Origin of the sequence: Shewanella sp. SM23 (assembly GCF_025654295.1) — a bacterium.
In the GTDB taxonomy this organism is placed as follows: Bacteria; Pseudomonadota; Gammaproteobacteria; order Enterobacterales; family Shewanellaceae; genus Shewanella; species Shewanella oncorhynchi.
Genome location: NZ_JAKKRM010000016.1, coordinates 87,882 through 105,762, shown reverse-complemented (window position 1 = coordinate 105,762; position 17,881 = coordinate 87,882). Strand labels below are relative to the sequence as shown.

The 17,881-nt window shown below is 46.6% G+C and carries 17 protein-coding genes; 10 read left to right on the top strand and 7 right to left on the bottom strand.

Annotated features, from left to right (window positions below):
• Positions 1-70: 70 nt before the first annotated feature.
• Both L5L98_RS17575 and rraA read right to left on the bottom strand, forming a co-directional pair.
• A complete protein-coding gene (locus tag L5L98_RS17575; RefSeq protein WP_263142600.1) occupies positions 71-1,135 on the bottom strand; it encodes a formimidoylglutamase in 1,065 nt (354 codons plus the stop codon).
• A gap of 129 nt (positions 1,136-1,264) precedes the next feature.
• On the bottom strand, positions 1,265-1,750 hold the full coding sequence (rraA, locus tag L5L98_RS17570; RefSeq protein WP_105251214.1) for a ribonuclease E activity regulator RraA: 486 nt from the start codon (positions 1,748-1,750) through the stop codon (positions 1,265-1,267).
• 338 nt (positions 1,751-2,088) lie between these two features.
• Here rraA and L5L98_RS17565 point away from each other — a divergent pair, with 338 nt between their 5' ends.
• The 5 genes from L5L98_RS17565 to L5L98_RS17545 all read left to right on the top strand — a co-directional run bounded on the left by L5L98_RS17565 (position 2,089) and on the right by L5L98_RS17545 (position 6,298).
• On the top strand, positions 2,089-2,337 hold the full coding sequence (locus tag L5L98_RS17565; protein WP_113940145.1) for a YgjV family protein: 249 nt from the start codon (positions 2,089-2,091) through the stop codon (positions 2,335-2,337).
• Positions 2,338-2,751: 414 nt separating this feature from the next.
• Positions 2,752-3,264: a phosphatase PAP2 family protein gene (locus L5L98_RS17560; protein ID WP_105251216.1), complete on the top strand. Its 513-nt coding sequence runs from the start codon at positions 2,752-2,754 to the stop codon at positions 3,262-3,264.
• 70 nt (positions 3,265-3,334) lie between these two features.
• A complete protein-coding gene (locus L5L98_RS17555; RefSeq protein WP_173496417.1) occupies positions 3,335-4,375 on the top strand; it encodes an MJ1255/VC2487 family glycosyltransferase in 1,041 nt (346 codons plus the stop codon).
• A 141-nt stretch (positions 4,376-4,516) separates the two neighbouring features.
• On the top strand, positions 4,517-5,977 hold the full coding sequence (locus L5L98_RS17550; protein ID WP_263142599.1) for a thioesterase: 1,461 nt from the start codon (positions 4,517-4,519) through the stop codon (positions 5,975-5,977).
• Positions 5,978-6,073: 96 nt separating this feature from the next.
• Positions 6,074-6,298 carry a DUF6500 family protein gene (locus tag L5L98_RS17545; RefSeq protein WP_173247302.1) on the top strand — a complete coding sequence of 75 codons (225 nt, stop codon included), beginning with the start codon at positions 6,074-6,076 and terminating at the stop codon, positions 6,296-6,298.
• 12 nt (positions 6,299-6,310) lie between these two features.
• Here L5L98_RS17545 and L5L98_RS17540 read toward each other — a convergent pair whose 3' ends face one another.
• The 4 genes from L5L98_RS17540 to L5L98_RS17525 all read right to left on the bottom strand — a co-directional run bounded on the left by L5L98_RS17540 (position 6,311) and on the right by L5L98_RS17525 (position 11,242).
• Positions 6,311-6,925, bottom strand: a complete 615-nt coding sequence (locus L5L98_RS17540) for a DedA family protein (RefSeq protein WP_173247299.1) — start codon at positions 6,923-6,925, stop codon at positions 6,311-6,313.
• Between the two features lie 220 nt (positions 6,926-7,145).
• Positions 7,146-8,066, bottom strand: a complete 921-nt coding sequence (locus L5L98_RS17535) for a manganese-dependent inorganic pyrophosphatase (protein ID WP_263142598.1) — start codon at positions 8,064-8,066, stop codon at positions 7,146-7,148.
• 143 nt (positions 8,067-8,209) lie between these two features.
• Complete coding sequence (locus L5L98_RS17530) at positions 8,210-8,671, bottom strand: YhcH/YjgK/YiaL family protein (RefSeq protein ID WP_263142597.1); 462 nt, start codon at positions 8,669-8,671, stop codon at positions 8,210-8,212.
• Positions 8,672-8,848: 177 nt separating this feature from the next.
• On the bottom strand, positions 8,849-11,242 hold the full coding sequence (locus tag L5L98_RS17525; protein ID WP_263142595.1) for a TonB-dependent receptor plug domain-containing protein: 2,394 nt from the start codon (positions 11,240-11,242) through the stop codon (positions 8,849-8,851).
• 347 nt (positions 11,243-11,589) lie between these two features.
• On the opposite strand from L5L98_RS17525, the gene L5L98_RS17520 reads away from it, so the two are divergent.
• The 4 genes from L5L98_RS17520 to L5L98_RS17505 all read left to right on the top strand — a co-directional run bounded on the left by L5L98_RS17520 (position 11,590) and on the right by L5L98_RS17505 (position 14,929).
• Entirely contained in the window at positions 11,590-12,645 is a 1,056-nt protein-coding gene (locus L5L98_RS17520) for an alpha/beta hydrolase (protein ID WP_105251224.1), read from the top strand.
• A 197-nt stretch (positions 12,646-12,842) separates the two neighbouring features.
• Positions 12,843-13,418, top strand: a complete 576-nt coding sequence (locus L5L98_RS17515) for an LON peptidase substrate-binding domain-containing protein (RefSeq protein ID WP_105251225.1) — start codon at positions 12,843-12,845, stop codon at positions 13,416-13,418.
• Positions 13,419-13,471: 53 nt separating this feature from the next.
• Positions 13,472-14,389: a pseudouridine synthase gene (locus L5L98_RS17510; RefSeq protein WP_263142594.1), complete on the top strand. Its 918-nt coding sequence runs from the start codon at positions 13,472-13,474 to the stop codon at positions 14,387-14,389.
• A 147-nt stretch (positions 14,390-14,536) separates the two neighbouring features.
• The gene (locus L5L98_RS17505) at positions 14,537-14,929 is read left to right on the top strand and encodes a hypothetical protein (protein WP_263142593.1); all 393 of its coding nucleotides are present in this window, start codon (positions 14,537-14,539) and stop codon (positions 14,927-14,929) included.
• Between the two features lie 4 nt (positions 14,930-14,933).
• Here the strand turns inward: L5L98_RS17505 and L5L98_RS17500 are convergent, their stop codons facing one another.
• The gene (locus L5L98_RS17500) at positions 14,934-16,784 is read right to left on the bottom strand and encodes an alkaline phosphatase D family protein (protein ID WP_263142618.1); all 1,851 of its coding nucleotides are present in this window, start codon (positions 16,782-16,784) and stop codon (positions 14,934-14,936) included.
• A 178-nt stretch (positions 16,785-16,962) separates the two neighbouring features.
• Here L5L98_RS17500 and L5L98_RS17495 point away from each other — a divergent pair, with 178 nt between their 5' ends.
• Positions 16,963-17,877, top strand: coding sequence for a dTDP-4-dehydrorhamnose reductase family protein (locus tag L5L98_RS17495; protein ID WP_263142592.1), 915 nt, complete (start codon positions 16,963-16,965; stop codon positions 17,875-17,877).
• Positions 17,878-17,881 lie beyond the last annotated feature (4 nt).

Genomic DNA, 17,881 nt, shown 5'->3' with positions numbered 1-17,881 from the left:
ACAGGCATTAGACCACAATATCAGGATTTGGTGAATAGCTTAGCGCCCAGTTGGGTGCAACTGGTTATATTCATTGTGCCAAAAATTGCATGCGAGCCTGCACATAAGCGTAGATAAGCTCGCTTAGGCTTTGGCCTACATCCCTGAATCCGGCTTCAATTCCCGCTTCGTGGCAACTTGGTGCAGCCTCGGCTAAATGCAAATAAGCGCATGGGCAGTGGCGGGCGATATAGCTGACATAATGCGCCGCATCGAGCAATGGCACACCTGCAGCGGTTGAAGCGCTACTGGGCATTTTAGCGATAGCATCTACGTCAAGTTCTAATCCTACGGGTAAACCTGTGTCATTTAGTTTGGCGGCGATTTCAAGTAAAGCTTGGCTAAGGCTGATTTCACGGCGAATCCAAATTTGTTGCAAGCTATGCCAAGTTCCCCCAAATTCGCTGAGTTGGCTTAGGTTTGCTTCGCTGTTTTTTAACTCGTGTAAACCCAGTACATGGTAGCAACCTAAGGCGCCGCGATCGGCTGCATAGCTAAAACCATTGCCGCTGTGACGACCTTCGAGCAGACGAAAATCCGAATGAGGATCGAGATTCACCGCCGCGACTTGGCGTTGGTAGTGGCCGTAGGTTGCCATCAACAAGCCATAGGCATTGTTGTGGCCGCCGCCGATGAGTATGGGTTCTAAACCCGCTTTTAAAATAGCACTGACGATACGGATCACACGCTCATCGAGTTGTTCCACTGCATCGCGTAATTCATCTAAGGTGACGTCACTGTTAGCTGTTGTATTGCTCGTAGTTTGTTGCTGCAGATCGGCGGTGTTCACTTGGCCTAACACTAGGCATTCGGCGCCAGAAAGAAAACGATTCGATTGTAAATTGAGCCATTGGCGCATACTGGTTGTGAACGCATCGGTTGCACCGCCGCGGCCTAAATTGGCACGTGGGCCTATATCTTCGCCAACGCCGATAATGGCAAAGCTTGCCCCGTGGGCTTTTGCAGTGGCGAGTATGGTCTCTAACGTGTGTTCGTGATTGGCCAGATGGACGCATTGGCCTAGCTTAGTTTCGCCCGTTCTTGTGCTGACTAGTGAGGCGATATCGGTATGGGTAAAAGGAATAAATTCAGGCATAGATTGATATTCTTATTCGGCCAGAGTCGAGCTATTGTGGCCAGAGTAGGGCGAGGATTCAATGGGGAAACGCTGAAAATAGTGAATAAAAAAGCCAGCTTAGCTGGCTTTCTTGACTGAACAGTGAGATTACTCAATGTCGAGTGGTTCAGGTGATAAAATTACACCTGTGTTATCAGCATAAATGTGATCGCCGGGTAAGAAAGTCACACCGCCAAAATTGACTGGAATTTCCACTTCACCCACTGAATTGCCATCAGCACCCACTGGAATTGAGGCAAGGGCCTGAATACCAATGTCTAACTCTTCCAATGCATCCACATCGCGTACAGAACCGTAAACGATAATGCCTTCCCAGTTGTTGCTAACCGCAAGTTCTGCGATAGCGCCATCGATCAGCGCACGGCGTAATGAGCCACCGCCATCAATGAGTAAGACTTTACCTTGGCCATCCTCTTGTAGGACTTCGGTAATTAGGCCGTTGTCTTCAAAGCACTTGATGGTGCTAATAGAACCGCCAAAAGAGCTACAACCACCGTAGTTACTGAACATGGGCTCGACTACATCTACGACATCTAAGTACATGTCACATAGTTCTGAGGTGTTGTATTCCATATTTACACTCCTATTGATCCGCGTTGCGTACAGTTTAGCGAGTTTACGCCAGTATAAAAGGGATTATTGAAAAGAAAAGTGTTATCAATCACGGTATTGTTGCCACTTGGCTGTTAACACATCTGTAGTAAATTTTCGTCACACTATAGAATTTATTCGGTAAAACTTGATATTGGTCATTAAATAACGGTTTTTTATTACAACTCTGTTGCGCACTTTGGTATTATATCCCAAGTTTAAATTAACTTACTTAACTTAACTTACTTAACTTAATTTGCTTTAGGGGCATGGACCCCCCGTTACGCTTATGGACGGTAGAGGGCCTTCGAGAGGTGCCTATGGAAGCTGTAAATACGATTGAAATTATTGGTTATTTTGCCTCTATAATGGTGGCGATCTCTCTAATGATGAAGAATATCATTTGGTTGCGATGGTTGAATTTTGTAGGATGCACTCTGTTTGTGGTTTATGGGGTGTTTATTTCTGCTTGGCCTGTGGCCGGCATGAATGCGTTTGTTGCTTGTATTAATATTTACCATTTGACAAAAATTTACCGTGCTAAGGCAAATACTCCCGCCGCAGCCTAAGTTTTATTGGATTGTGTTGCTCTTGAGATTAACGTTTAGAGCAACACAATATCCTGTCTCAGTCCTATCGCTATTTCTAAATAAATCCCTTAGCCCCTGCATAACGTCCCTAGAATCCTTCTAGATCAAAACCTCAGCCATGCTTCTTGTCATAAAACCTTCGAGCAGATGTCACTTAGCCGTCACAGGTCTTTCTTAGTCTCAAGCTATCTAATAGTGCTTTAGCTAATGTGGTTTAGGTTTAACTATTAGCAAACAGTAAATTAGCCGTGAGCAGTCAATAACGAATTCAATCGTGAATAGAGCCTTGGTGAGTCGGTTGGTTTCAGACTAAGCACTCTAAGCGTCGTCGAGAGAATGCACAGATTAACATCGCAGTAAAACTCGCTGGTATGCCAGCAAGGAGCCTGTTTTATGTTGAGTTACGTTGCAGACTTAGATAAGCGAATGTTTTGCCATATCGTGAGCTTCACCCAGCACCATGGTTTATATGCCCATGCAAAGCGGGTGTCAGCGAGTGGCGATGGGCATGTGTATTTATATTTGTCCGTGGGTTTGATGCTGACGCACGCTCAAGGACAGGCTCTATTTAATTTGATGTTAGCGAGTTTTTTGGTTGAGTTACCTCTGTATTTACTATTGAAAAATAGTATTCGTCGCACACGGCCATGCCATGCATTAGTGGGATTTGAGAGTGGTTTTGAACCATCGGATCGCTTCAGCTTACCGTCTGGTCATACAGCTGCGGCCTTTGTGATGGCAACGAGCGTGGCGCAAATCTATCCAGCGGCGGCTCCTGTGGCGTATTTATGGGCTTTTAGCATAGGGGGCTCACGTATTGCACTTGGCGTGCATTATCCCTTAGATATTCTGGCGGGAGCCTCATTGGGGATTGGGTCGGTATTGCTGGTTCATCCAGTGATTTAATTCAAATATGCGCCTGTTAATCATTTCATTAGTGGGAATTCTCCTTCACTCATCAGTTTAAGGATACGTAATGCGAATACTCTACGGAGTTCAAGGCACAGGGAATGGCCACTTAAGTCGTGCACGCGTCATGGCTAAAGCATTGATGAAACAAGATATTGAAGTGGACTTTCTATTTTCGGGGCGCAAGCCTGATCAGTTTTTCGATATGGAGTGCTTTGGCGATTATCGCGTTCAAGCGGGAATGACGTTTGCGACGTGCTCTGGGCGCGTTAATGTGCCACAAACAGTCCGGCAAAATTTGTCCTTGTCGTTATTTAAAGATATTAAAGCATTAGATCTCAGTTGCTACGATTTAGTACTCAACGACTTTGAACCTGTGTCGGCTTGGGCTGCGCGGCGCCAAGGCGTGCCATCCATTGGGATTAGCCATCAGGCGGCGTTAACTCATCCGGTGCCAAAACTCGGTAGCACTTGGTTTAATGAGATGCTGCTCAATTATTTTGCTCCAGTGGATGTGGCGCTGGGGTGTCATTGGCATCATTTTGGCTTCCCTATTTTGCCGCCCTTTGTCGAAGTGGATGCCAGCCCATTCGAACACACGCATCAGATTTTAGTTTATTTGCCTTTTGAAGATGCGGATATGATTGCTCATTTTCTGTCTCATTTTAGTGATTATCAGTTTTTGGTATATCACAGCCAACAACCTAAAGGCCAAGTTGCTGAACATATTAAATGGCACGGTTTTAATCGTGAGGGGTTTAAGCAACATCTTGCCAGCTGCGGCGGTGTGATAGGCAATGCGGGTTTTGAGCTTGCCAGCGAAGCATTAACCTTAGGTAAAAAACTCTTAGTCAAACCACTGATTGGCCAGTTTGAGCAGTTATCGAATGTGGCGGCGTTACAACTTTTAGCGGCTGCAGATAGCATGATGAGTCTCGATGTGAACATAGTTAAGCGCTGGCTTAAAACGGCATCACCTAACCCAATTGCATATCCAAAGGTGGGGGATACCCTCGTTAAATGGATTAACGGTGGCGACTGGCACAATAGTCAGCCGCTGTGCCAAGAGTTATGGAGCCAAGTCACGCTTCCCGATACTTGGCGTTAAACAGCGTTGCTGTTCAGATGAAAAGCAACTTAGGCACTAGCTGGGTTAATGGCGTTAGCGTATAATTTCGTCAATTTTGCTGTTAGTCCCTTTCAGCACGTCTATTTTGGCCTAGCTTGGCCGTTAATTATGTTGTTATAAATGAGCCTGAAAAAGTTTACTCAGTACAAGTTGCTGTTTTTAATGTTGTTATTACTCTGCATCCTACTTCCTTTTATTCCAGATCAGGCTTACCACATCCCCGGCCCTGATATCGCTAAGCAAAATTTTCATGTGATTGAGTTTAATGATAAAGGTCAGCCCCACGACGAAAGGCAATGGCAAGGTTTAGAGACGCGAATCTTACATCCAGAGCCTGCACAGATCCCTGAATTATTGATTTTTGTCCATGGCTGGCATCATAGCGCTGAGCCTAAGGATGAAAACTTTATTGCCTTTGAGCAGTTTTATCAGCAAATGGCCGCGTCCGATACCCAGCGCAACTTGTTGGGGTTGTATATTGGCTGGCGGGGCGATAAATATGATCCTTTTTGGATCGATGGCTCAGATGATGCAAAAAGTTGGATTGAACCCTTAGATTTTCCCACTATTTTACAGCGTAAACGGGTTGCTAAACGTATCGGGCAGTTAGGTCTATCACAGCTGCTGGATAAGCTTGATAGCTTAGTAACACAGCATAAACTGCTGCGTTACACTGTGATTGGCCATAGTCTTGGTGGTGCTGTTGTTTTGCATGCGAGTAAAGATCGCATCAAAGCCGCCATTGATAATCAGCAGGATAATCCTAATTTATTCTTACTGTTAAATCCCGCCGTACCTGCTAAAGAGTATCAGCCATTAGATACGTTGGTGAGCTTAGATAGACAAAAACCGAGTATGGTGGTGTTGCAATCGAAGGGGGATTTTGCAGTGAAAGAAGCCTTCAATTACATCAAGGACGGCGAGCGCGCTGTCGGGAACTCTTGGGCTATTACTCACGATATTGACAAATGCTCTGGTGGCAATTGCACTACACCAATGAAGATGCCTTCGGCCTTGATGGCGCACGATCAAATCCCTGGCTGTATGATGACGCTGCCTCAATCGGGCTGGAAAATTCGTGCTCGCCTGCAGGCTCGTCGTACCGTGCAAACCTGCCCCGATGCCAATATGCAAGCCGTATGGGTACTGGCCGTGTCTGACGAAATCGTCTCTGGGCACAATGGCATTCTCACTCCAGAGCATGGTAAAGCCTTGTCTGAGGTGATGCGTATGATTGATTTATATCGAAATCAATTACCTAAACATGCGGTGGAAAGCCCTGCAAACCAAGATCTCGGCACCTTAGCGCCAGAGTCAGAAGCTGCAACATCTACCGAAGGTGAAACGCCTGTGCCACAAGAGCCAGTGATTATTGTCGAGCCTTTACCTGAAGAGCAGAGTTCACCGACACCTAAGGTTAATGCACCATTGCAGGAGCCAAACGTATCACAGGAACAAGATAAGCCTGCTGCGACTGAGGCGTCACCCGCGCCAATTAAAGCGCCGGAATCAAAGCCTGAGGCTAAGCCAAATGACGGCGCAGAGTCTCAACCTAAGGTTGAAACTGAAGGCATAAAGTGATCGGTAGCTGTACGGAGTAAGTGATAGGGGATACATCTAGTGTTGTATGTCATTGAAAATAGGTAATAAGCTGATGAATAAACTTTATGAGTCAATATGAGAGCTGAGTTAAGAGCAAAAATCATCACTGTTTGTCATAAAAAAATTGAGACTAAAGGCGATAATGTCGGCCTCTCATTTTACGCTTTCTTTGCGAATAAAAATGATAATCCAGAGCTACTTATGGAAGCCGCAACTTGGTGGATTCAAACTCATCGTTTAGACCATTTTGTTAAGGCTCATAAGGTGATAGAGATGATCCAAAAGGAATCGGAAGAATAGACTCTAAAGCTGTTACTGCGGATTTTTGGTTTGCCACCTGCGCCAAGTAAAAGTGATTAGTGCGGCGAGTATCAGACTGACCATGGCCCATGTGGGGTATTTATGCTGGTGGTAAAACGCCAGCATGGGAGCGATTTCATCGCGGATTAACACTGGGCCTAATCCAAAGAGCGTCACCCAAATGCTGGTGGCGAGAGCATTGCCAATCACAAATTGTTTTAGTGGCATTTTAGCGAGACCGCAGCCGATAAACATAAATTGTTTTAATCCCTCAACAAAACGACTCAGCACTAAAGCGGCAATGCCATATTGACCGATAACGCTGTGGATTTTATTTTCCAATGGCGGCTTTATCCACCCTTTTTTGAGTAATACGTCGCCAAAGCGCCAGCCGATAAAATATCCTAAACAGTTACCGCAGAGTGCTCCGCAAGCAGCGACGATTAATACCAATGGCAGTGACATTTGCCCTGTAGCGGCTAATAAACTGGCGACAATTAATAAGGATTGTCCTGGCGCCGGAATGCCAAAACCCTCGACAGCAATCGCGACAAATAGCAGAACATAACCATATTGCTGCAGCCAAGGCGTGAGTTCTGTGATGATATGTTGTAGCGCTTCTGGCATAGATGAAAGTGATCAAATCAATGTGACGATAGGGTCATCATACTCGCCAACTTCTCTGGTTGGATAGATTTATGAGCAAAGTTTCATGCCCGTTTTCATTTGCAGTGATTAGCAGGGCTAAGGCACTGAGGATATCAATTTTGTCTTAAAAATATAAAAGGCCGAACTGAGTTCGGCCTTAATACGCTATTACTGTTGCGATTCGGCGACGATATTATGTCTAGGCGAATGCTGCTTGTAGCTGTGGTACAACTTGTTTCTTACGGCTTAATACGCCGTCTAACCACACTTTGCCATCAACGGTATCTTTACCATAGGCACGTTGGGTCAGCTCCGCATCGTCAGACACAATCAACAACTCTGAACCTTCTTTCATGATGTCAGTCAGCAGCAATAAAACGCTGTGGCGGTTACCTTCCACTTTGAGCGCTTTGATATCGGCTTCTAGCTCGGCCTTGATATCGTCAAATACTGACAGGTCGATCACTTCTAACTGGCCGATACCGACCAAGTTACCGTTCATGTTGAAGTCTTTAAAGTCACGCATTACTAAGTCGCGTGCTGGTGTGCCTTGTACGGCGGATTTCACTTTGAACATTTCCATGCCCAGTTCTTTGAAATCTTCAACGCCGGCGATCTCAGCTAATGCTTCAACGCAGCGAATGTCTGCAGTGGTGCAAGTCGGTGATTTGAAAATCACGGTATCGCTCAGAATGGCGCACATCATGATGCCAGCGATATTTTTAGGGATAGCGACTTGGTAAAAGTCGAACATCATCTTGATCACTGTGTTGCTGCAACCCACTGGGCGGATCCAGCATTCTAGCGGTGTATCTGTGGTGAGATCGCCTAGCTTGTGGTGATCGACAATCCCGATGATAGTCGCTTGGGCGATATCATCCGGTGCTTGAGTCAGTTCTGAATGGTCAACGATATACACTTGCTCGCCAGCGTAGCTGGTTTTGTATTCCGGTGCTTCGAAGCCGAAACGTTCCAAAATAAAAGCAGTTTCGGGTGACAATTCACCTAAACGTGCGGCAATGGCTTCTTCACCGATTTGGTTTTTTAAATAGGCTAACGCGATAGCACCGCAGATTGAATCTGAATCTGGGATCTTGTGACCGACAACGTAAATGGGCATTTCAGGGACTCTCCTTTAAATTTGTGACAATTTTAGCAATATTTGGCTTTAATCGGAAATAGCCAAAGCGCATATCACTGCGCTCTTCAGTTGCTATTTCTCTAAAAATCGAACGCTCAGGTTCGGCAAAGATGGCTTAAGGTTTAGATCTTCACTTTTATCACGACTTTACGCACCGCCGTGGCGATATCGCCTGTGCCGGGCATATGCATGTCACCGGGGAAAAATAACGCAAACATGCCTGCTTTGAGTTTGATATAAGAGGCATTGGCTTGGTTTGCCTCGTAATCAAACTCGACGTAATCGTGTTTTTCAAAATAGGGTTTCGAGGGTGTTTGCTCCGCTAGTGGCAAGTAACCAAACTCTTCTTCACCGCTGAAAACATATTGCACATCGATATATTTTTGATGAACTTCAAAGGGTTCTGTCGACTTATGTTTGGTTTGATAGTCATTCACTATCACAAAAATATTGTCGCCATCGAGGGGATAATTGCCTACGGGTAGCTGACTAAAGTCGGTCGTCGCTAGATGTTCTAATGCAGTCGCAAGCCGAGGGCTTAAGGATTGATAAATATGGCGGTTTTTTAAGGTATCGACGATCATCGGCTACTCGACATGGTGGAAGTGAAATGGGCGAATGGTAAAGATTATAATCCGATCACCACAGTTAGGACATAAGCTTTGTCGATTGGAAGCAGGTCTAAACATGTCGGCATAAAAAACAGGCCATTGAATGACCTGTTTCTACATCAAGTATTATTAAACTTAGCTAAAACGGGTTTAGTAAGTGTATTTGGCTTCTAAAAAGTAGTAACCACCATTAAAGCCAAAGGGGGTATTGGTTAATGGGTATACAAAGATACCATTGAAATTATTGTTATCAGGTCGTTTTTCTGGATACACATCAAACAAATTTTGCACCCCAGCCGTAAAGCTTAGCGCATTGGTGGCAGCGTATCTTACCGACAGATCCATCACCCACTGATCGCTATAGTTCACATCGCCCGTTGAATAACCTTCACTATAGTCACCAAAGTAGTTTAAGCGGATATTGGTTTTAAAATCCCCGAGTTCATGGGTTAGCCCAATACTGCCCGTGTTATGCGGCGTAGCAGACGTCATGCGGGTTCTTTCTATACCATCAAAGAGTTTCTTTTCTAATCCGCCTAAAATAGACGGCAGATTGATGTCTTGGATCTCGGTTTTATTATAGGCATAGGCTAAATTCGCCTGTAAATCGCCCCAAGTGCCAATATCAATATCTTGGCTAACAACGAGATCGACCCCGCGAGTGCGGCTATCGACGGCATTGACGAAAAATCGTGCTGAATCGGCATTGGTGCCCGCAAGTGCCGCTGCAACCGCAGGGCTATCAGTCGCTCTTAGGGAGCCAGATAAGATGATGCGATCATCAATCTCTATTTGGTAAGTGTCGAGTGTTACCGCGAGGCCAGCGTTATTGGTATAAACAAGACCGAGACTAAATGATTGCGATATTTCAGGTTCTAGTTCGTTAATTCCAAGCGCCTTTGTCACTGGTGATAAGGTGTTGAAGGTGCCTGATTCAATAGGAACCAGTTGCCCCGTCACTGGATCGGGATTAAACAACGTCGAGATATTGCTGAAGTACAGTTGTTGTACGCTCGGCGCTCTAAAGCCTGTATTGATAGTGCCACGCAGGGCTAAGTTGTCGGTAAAATCGTAACGACCCGCGAGTTTCCAGCTCGTGTTGCCGCCAAAGTCAGAGTAGTTTTCGTAGCGTAGCGCTGCCGCCCAGTAAAACTCGTTGGTTAATTGGTTTTCAAGTTCGGCATAAATGCCTGTGTTATCGCGCGTTTCATCAACCTCAGACTCAGGGGTAAAACCGGTGAAGCCTTGGCTACCCGCCGCTTTACCATTATAGCCACCATTGATATACGAATCTTCTTCTCCGGCTTCAATTTCATAGCCGTTTTGGCGCCATGAAACACCGGTTGCAAACAGAATTTCAGAATCGTTTATAAAGGCAAAATAACGGGAAATATCCAAATTGATATTGGCTTCACGGGTCGATAACGTTCCTGCGTCGAACTCGGTAGGAGTTTCAGGGCCTAAGGAAGCATTTAAGGTATTGACGATATTATAGTTAAATGAATTTTTACCATATCCTACTGAGGCATCAATGTCCCAGTCACTCAGGTTGAATTCATAGCCTAGGGTAAGAGATGAATCGATAATTTTGGGGTTAATTTGCGGTAAAAAACCGTCGGGATACACTTCGGGTAAGTTACGGGCATCGAGAGCTAAACGGTAAAAAGCACCCGATTTAGTTTCACGTTGGCTAATACCACCAAAGGCATACAGTTTTCCGTCGGTAGATATAGGCTGAACCGCATTGATAAACAAACCGACATTATCATATTCGGCATCACCAACGTGGTGGCTCTTACGGTTAAATGTCGCTTCGCGTGGATCTGCTGAGCCATCTGCGAACTTAGGGTATTGCTGCCGTGGATCTAATCCTGCGCGGTTTGTGCTGTCTTTGTGATGCGCTTCGAGGGCGATATTCACAAAACCATCATTACTTAAACTGATCCCATGGTTAACGCCTACACGCCATTGCTCACCGTCACCCTGGTAGGTTTGTCCGGCTTGCGCCGAGACGCTTCCCCCTTGATCGCTGTCCTTGAGTACCACGTTAATTACGCCAGCAATTGCATCTGAACCGTATTGTGCCGAGGCTCCATCTCGGAGAATTTCAATGCGTTTTATCGCTGTCATTGGAATCGCATTTAAATCGACGTTAGAGGAGCCTTTTCCCATAGTGCCACTTAAATGTACTAGGGCAGAACCATGGCGACGCTTGCCATTTACGAGTACTAAGGTGTGGTCTGGCGACAGGCCACGTAAGCTCGCGGGGCGCACCGCATCTGAACCGTCAGTCACCGAGGAGAATGGGAAGCTATAGCTTGGCGCCGCAAATTGCAGCGCTTTAGCGGTTTCGGTCATACCTGTTGATTCGAGTTGTTCGGCAGTAATGATATCGACCGGCGCAACACTGTCAGTTGCCGTGCGTAGTGCTATGCGTGAGCCTATGATCTCGATTTTTTCGAAGCCGGTTTGTTGCTCTACGGCTTGGACTGCTGGAATAACCAATGTGGATGACACTGCCAATGCGATAACGGCTAGACGCATAAAAACCTCTCAATGATGTTTGTGACCCAATACTCGAACTTAGGTGTGCAGATAAAATAACAATCTGATGCCGAGAAGGTTATCACTGTAACAATTGTTACATTAAGACGTAAATATGCTAACTCAGAGCCTAGTGTTCTAAATAATATTTAAAATGCAGTTGAATATATTGATGAAAACCTCACTATCGACCTGCGTGCTTTTGAGGCTTTGTACGGCACAATACACGTTGTCGCATGCACATTGCGACTGAGTTAAGTCGATGATATGAATTGTTTATTGACGTGCGCCATCGTGGTTTAATGCGTTATTTTGCTTTAATGGCATTGATTTGAAGGAACACAGATTTGTCAGCGTTACGATTTCTCGCGGGAGCAACGGCATTTAAGACCTTGGCAGAACAAGGTCTTAAATCTGAGCATTTTACCCAGCTACTTGCCGCCTCTGGTGGACCTAAATGGCTTGGTATCGCTGGGTTAGATAAGTATCTGTTTTCTGAGTTTTTCAAAGACAGACAAACACCGCTTTATACACTCGGCGCTTCTTCAGGGGCGTGGCGTTTAGCGTGTTTGGCGCAGCAAGATCCCCTCATAGCCTATGGCCGCTTAGAGGATTTTTATATTGGTCAGCGTTACGACAATATGCCAACACCGCAGGAAGTCAGTGCGCAAGTTAAAGGCGTAGTGCAGGGCATTTTAGGGGCAAACGGTGGCAGGGAAATCGTTAATAACGCTCATATTCACAGTCATTTCGTCGTGTGCCGAGCTAAACATTTAAATCGTTTAACGGCAAAGCTTCCGCTTGCGGCGGGGCTGGCGATGGCGGCGGCGACCAACTTAGTGAGCCGTCGGAGTTTAGGCTGGCATTTTGAACGTGTGGTCTTTAGCCAACAAGCTGCAGCATCTCCCTTTTTGCAACTCAACGATTTACCCAGTCAGCAGGTTGAATTAACTGAGGCTAATGTCGATGCTGTGATGTTAGCAACGGGGTCGATTCCTTTGTTGCTGGCCCCAGTATCCCAAATTGAAGGCGTTGCCGATGGGCAGTATTACGATGGCGGCATTACCGACTATCATTTTGATTTGCCTTTATCCCGTGCCAAGGGGCTGACGTTGTATCCGCATTTTTATCCGACCATCAGCCCTGGATGGTTCGATAAATCCTTGAAGTGGCGCCAAGGTCGCGCTAATTATCACAATGCGCTAGTGTTGGCGCCATCGGCCGAATTTGTCGCTTCATTGCCCTTTGGCAAAATCCCCGACCGTGAAGATTTTAAGCAACTGGACACGGCGCAGCGGATGCAATATTGGCGTACGTCTGTGGCTTTGAGTGAACGTCTTGCTGAGGAGTTTGCCTCGGTTGTTGCGAGGGGAAATGTGCTGGATCGGCTAGAACACTTTTAGGTTGAAGTGATTTGGTCTCGAAAGCTGGGTTTGACATGACGTGGTTGAAATGCCCTGATTCAAAATAGCGGGGTCGCAAATTTCTTTGTGCGCTCAGCGGCTTCAGGAAGGAAATTCTTTCACCTGCTACACTCTACAATAATAGGAAATACGAATGCATTGAGTTCGTTTCCTTCTATTTGGGGCAGGAGGTTGCTATGCAAACACGAGAAATGGCGTTACTCATGCGCGATGCCTTGTTACTGCCACAGGGACGGGTGGAGGTTCGTGTGGTTGACCCCGGTCATCTGCGCATGGTGGCCGATGTATTCAAGGGAAAGTATGTGCTCGCCTTTGCCACCATTAGACCCAGTGGTAGTCCGCCCTGTTATCCCACTGCCACCCAATGTGACATTATCGATTTTAATCAGCTAGAAGATGATTCACTCAGCATAGTGCTCGAAGGGCGTCAACGCGTCAGCATCCTCTCGGCGGCGCAGGCCAAAGATAAGCTGTGGATGGCGCGTACTTTACCTTGCCGTAACTGGCAAGAAGAGCCGATTAAAGGTGAATTTGAGTTGATAAGCGCCGCATTAGAGCAATTTTATGAAGTGAATCCCGATCTGTTTGAGCTCTATTCTCAAGTGCATTTGGAAGACGCCGCTTGGGTGAGCCAACGCTGGCTCGAGGTTTTGCCTATGTATAACAAAGATAAATTAGTGTTAGTGAATCAGCCAGATTGCCATAAGACCTTGGACTTCGTGCTGCAACTCATCAAGTCCCATGTGGACTGAAAAACCACAAAAAGGCTAGAATAGCGGCTTTCTATAGCCGCTTTTTTTGTGATATGACTGCATCTGCCCGCGCCGCCCAACCTTCTTACATAGTGCTTCCTGTGAATGTCACAGATAAACCCACAGTGTTTGCCTTTCTCGCACAACATTTTGCCCGTATAGGTGAAGATGTATGGCGTCAGCGGATCCTCGATGGAAAAGTGCATTGGCGGGATGGCAGTTTGATCGCATTGGACACTGAATATCGCCCTGCGGCGCGGGTGTATTACTACCGTGAAGTGCCGGTGGAAGCGAAAATCCCCTTCGAAGAACAGATCCTATTCCAAGATGACAACGTTATTTTGGCCTACAAGCCGCACTTTTTGCCTGTGACGCCAAGCGGCAACTATGTGAACGAATGTCTGGTGCATAGACTAAGATTGCGAACTGGCATTGATACTATCGCGCCCGCTCATAGGCTTGATCGTGAAACCGCTGGAGTGATCCTGATGACTGTCGCGCCTGAAACCCGCGCGCTCTATCATCAACTATTTATCGACGATGCGATTCGTAAAGACTATCAAGCGATTGCCAAGTTGACTCCTGAGATTATTGAACAATATCAACAGGGCTGCTTAACTTTGCCATTGCACTGGACGGTAACAAACCGTATGCAGCCGAGCGACCCGAGTTTTACCATGAAAATCGTGGAAGGCGAGGCAAATACCCATTCCGAAATCAGTTTAGTGGCCATAAAAGGCGATGTCGGTTTATTTCATTTGAGCCCGATTACCGGTAAAACCCACCAACTTCGTGTGCATATGCAAAGCTTAGGTATGCCATTGTTAAACGACAGATTTTATCCAAGCTTATTACCCAAAGGACCGGATAACTTTGCGACGCCTCTTAAGTTGATGGCGCAGCGGTTACGTTTTATTGACCCAGTGAGCGGGATCCATCACGACGTGCAATGCCAAGGTTTTGAGTTTTAGTCAGCGGAAAGCATTATTTCCAGTCTGTTTAAAGGAAATAATCGGGTGCAATTGTGTGCTTGGCCCTGTGATGGTATGAATACAATCTGCAGTATCTGAGTCTCTGCCATAGGGAGCCATATTACGATTGTTTAAAGGAAGTCCATTATGACCAAATCTGCGATCTTCTCTATCTTGCTTTGCGCTGCAGTATTAGTGGGGGCCATGTATTTTGGTGACTGGACTAAGCAGCCTTATCTGAACGACATTGCCGCCGAGATCCGTAAGGCGAGTGCGGTGATTGAACCGAAGAAACCGAGTTCGTCTGGCACATCGACAGCAGAAGTCAATGCCGAGCGGGATCAAAGCCCTAAGAGCATTTGGGATCAAATGGCGCATGAAAAACCGTCGAATAAGTCGCAGCCAGAAGCACTGATTTTCAATCAGGCTCAGCCAAAACCTGCCAAAACCGATGAGGCGTTATCCAAAAATACGCCTTTGATGGATTCTGGCTCTGGTGCCACTCAGCCTGAAACGGTTAAACATAATAAACCCGTTTAATCTGTTATTCCTGTTTGGGTGGTTCGAACAGGGTTTCGCTCATATCGCCATGTAAAACCGCAATTTTTGTTGGTGCACCATCATCAGCTAATTCCAACATACCTATTCCGCTTTTATTCACTAGACGTTTACTTGGCTCACCATTTGGTCGCCTGCCACGCAGCAACATACGTTTACGTTTTGTCAGCAAGTTAAGTGGTGAAAAGTGGCCGTAAAACCAGCCATTGAGTTTATCGAAAATCGGTAACAGCTTCTCAGGGAAGTGATTTTTAATACCGCTGCAGGTGATTTGGTAGATGTTAGGGCTACTGCGTCTAAAACGAATACTGATGTCGTAACTAAAGGAGTAATGCACATCGCCGGAGAGGATCACAAACTCCTCTGGGGTTTTACGGTGCATAAAAATACTCAGCAGTGCATTGGCGGCGCCCGGGTGGGCCATCCAGTTTTCGGCGTCTACTAACAGGGAACCGCCGATCAGAGTGGCTGTACGCTGCACAGCTTCAATCAACTTGACCCCAAACATGGGCGCAGGTGAGACGATAATGACCTTCGACTGGCCGAGTAACTCTTGCTGCAAATCCATTAACGCCTCCCAATCCATCAAGCCGGAAGGTTTTGCGAGATTAGATTCACTGCGCCAGCGGCGGGTACGCGTGTCGAGCACGACCAGTTTGGGCGAGGACTCTAAGGTGTAATGCCACTGCTCAAATTTAAGTAATTCATCGATGAGCAGATCCTGACTTTCGCTTTCTTGTCGCGCAAAAAACGCATCGAGCAGCGGGCGGATATCGGCGGCAAATTTATCAGGCGCGTTGCCAAGTCCTTGGAATAAGGTGTAGCCGATTAAGGCATTACCAATGATGCGTTTCGAAAATGCGTGTTCGTAGGCCGCTTGTTCCCATTTAGCCGTCAGGTTCCAATCATCGGTGACGTCGTGGTCATCAAACATCATATAAACGGGAATGTGCGCCATAAAGCGCCTGACTTGCCCCAGCCCAGTTTTAAAGCCAAGCAAGTGTTGCCACTCATTTTGCCAGCGGGCGGTATTGGCGGGTGATAAGCCGTCGACATCCTTCGAGATATTCACTAATTCCCACAGTTCAGGTGACCAAGTGAGTAAATACAGGGCGATGATTTCATTTAGGCTGACCAAATGATTTACGGCGATGGAGGAGGTAAAAATGGGGTGATTGCGATACCAACGCCACAGCGCGGTTTTGGCCGGATATTGGGTATGAGGCAACAGGTTTTTATGCCGTTGATACAAATATGCGGGTTGATAATGAATGTCTTCACTAGTGGTGATGCTCGCGCCTTCAAATTGCTCATGTTTAAGACCAAGCAAATCGATGACTTGCCCTATGGCGCTTAACATAGGTCCCGCAACATCATCAATGTAGACCTGATCACCACTCATTATGATAAGTGCAGGGCGATCATCCTCCGCACCCCTGTTGATTATCTTGGCTAAATGGGTATCGGCGGCGACCAGAGCATCGTCACTGTGGTGATGCGGATTGCGGCAGGAACCGTGGAAGACTTGGGTTAATTCAGGAGTAAAACGTACACTTGGCGTCGACGCATCGCCGTAGTTTAGCTGGCTTATCGTGGCAAAAATATCACCATGTTGAGCGGTAGACACTTGGTAAGGTGTGACGATATTGGGTGCGAGTAACTCTGGTCGCGACAGTATTATTAGATATTGATGGGCATGTTGCCCGAGTGGCACATAGTGTAAATCTGCATCCTGCAACAGGTACTCTTGTTCACCAAGACGCAGCTTAAGTTCAGTTAATGGCTCACGACTTACAAACCACAGGGTAAAGTGTGAGGCACCGCAGTGGCGCAGCATGGGGCCAGCTAATATCAGAGGAAGTGTCGTACTCAAATTCTGCCTATGGGTATTTGGGTTAATCTTGCATGAGTTAACCCTAAGTAAGTTTGGTTTAGAAGAGTAAACAAGTGCGTTGAATATGAAAAGCTTTTAGAATTGTTAGCCATAAATATGCGTTGAAACTGAATGGGGCGATATGGCTAAGATTGTGGTAACAGGCGCGACAGGGCTACTCGGCCGAGCAGTTGTAAAACAGCTTGAATTAACAGGACATGAGGTTGTGGCCACAGGTTTTAGCCGCGCAAGTGAACGAGTGCATAAACTCGATCTTACCGCCCCTTTGGATGTCGAGGCATTGATCGCCCGCGAGGAACCGCAAGTGATAGTGCACTGCGCCGCCGAGCGTCGCCCCGATGTCTCCGAGCAAAATCCGCAGGCGGCATTGGCACTTAACTTAACCGCCAGCCAAGCCTTAGCTATGGCAGCTAAGGCCAATAACGCTTGGCTTATCTATATTTCCACTGACTATGTGTTCGATGGCACTCAACCTAAGTACGCTGAAGATGCAGTCACTCATCCGGTTAATTTTTATGGTGAATCTAAGCTAAAGGGCGAAGAAATAGTGCTAGACACTAGCGCTGATTTTGCTGTGCTACGCTTGCCAATCCTTTACGGCCAAGTAGAAAAGCTGAGTGAATCTGCTGTGCTAGTGCTGGTTAACCAATTGATTGAGCGTCACGCTCAGGGTGTTGATCATTGGGCGATACGCAGTCCAACCTCGACCGCCGATATTGCCCAAGCCATAGACAAGATGATTGCACAGCATATTGAAGCGCCTATCGTGCAGGGGATTTATCACTTTAGCGCCGCAGAGACTATGACTAAGTATCAGATGCTGTTGACCTTAGGGGATATTCTCCAACTCAGCACGGCACACTTAACGCCTGAGTCGACACCGACGGATAATGCCAAACGGCCAAGGGACTGTAGCTTGAGTTGTGCACGTTTAGCGGCGCTCGGTATTCGCTCCGACATTGATTTCGCCACGGGCGCACGCCAAGCATTAACGCAATCGAGTGGCGCACTGGCCGCACTCGGACTCACACTGTAGGAAT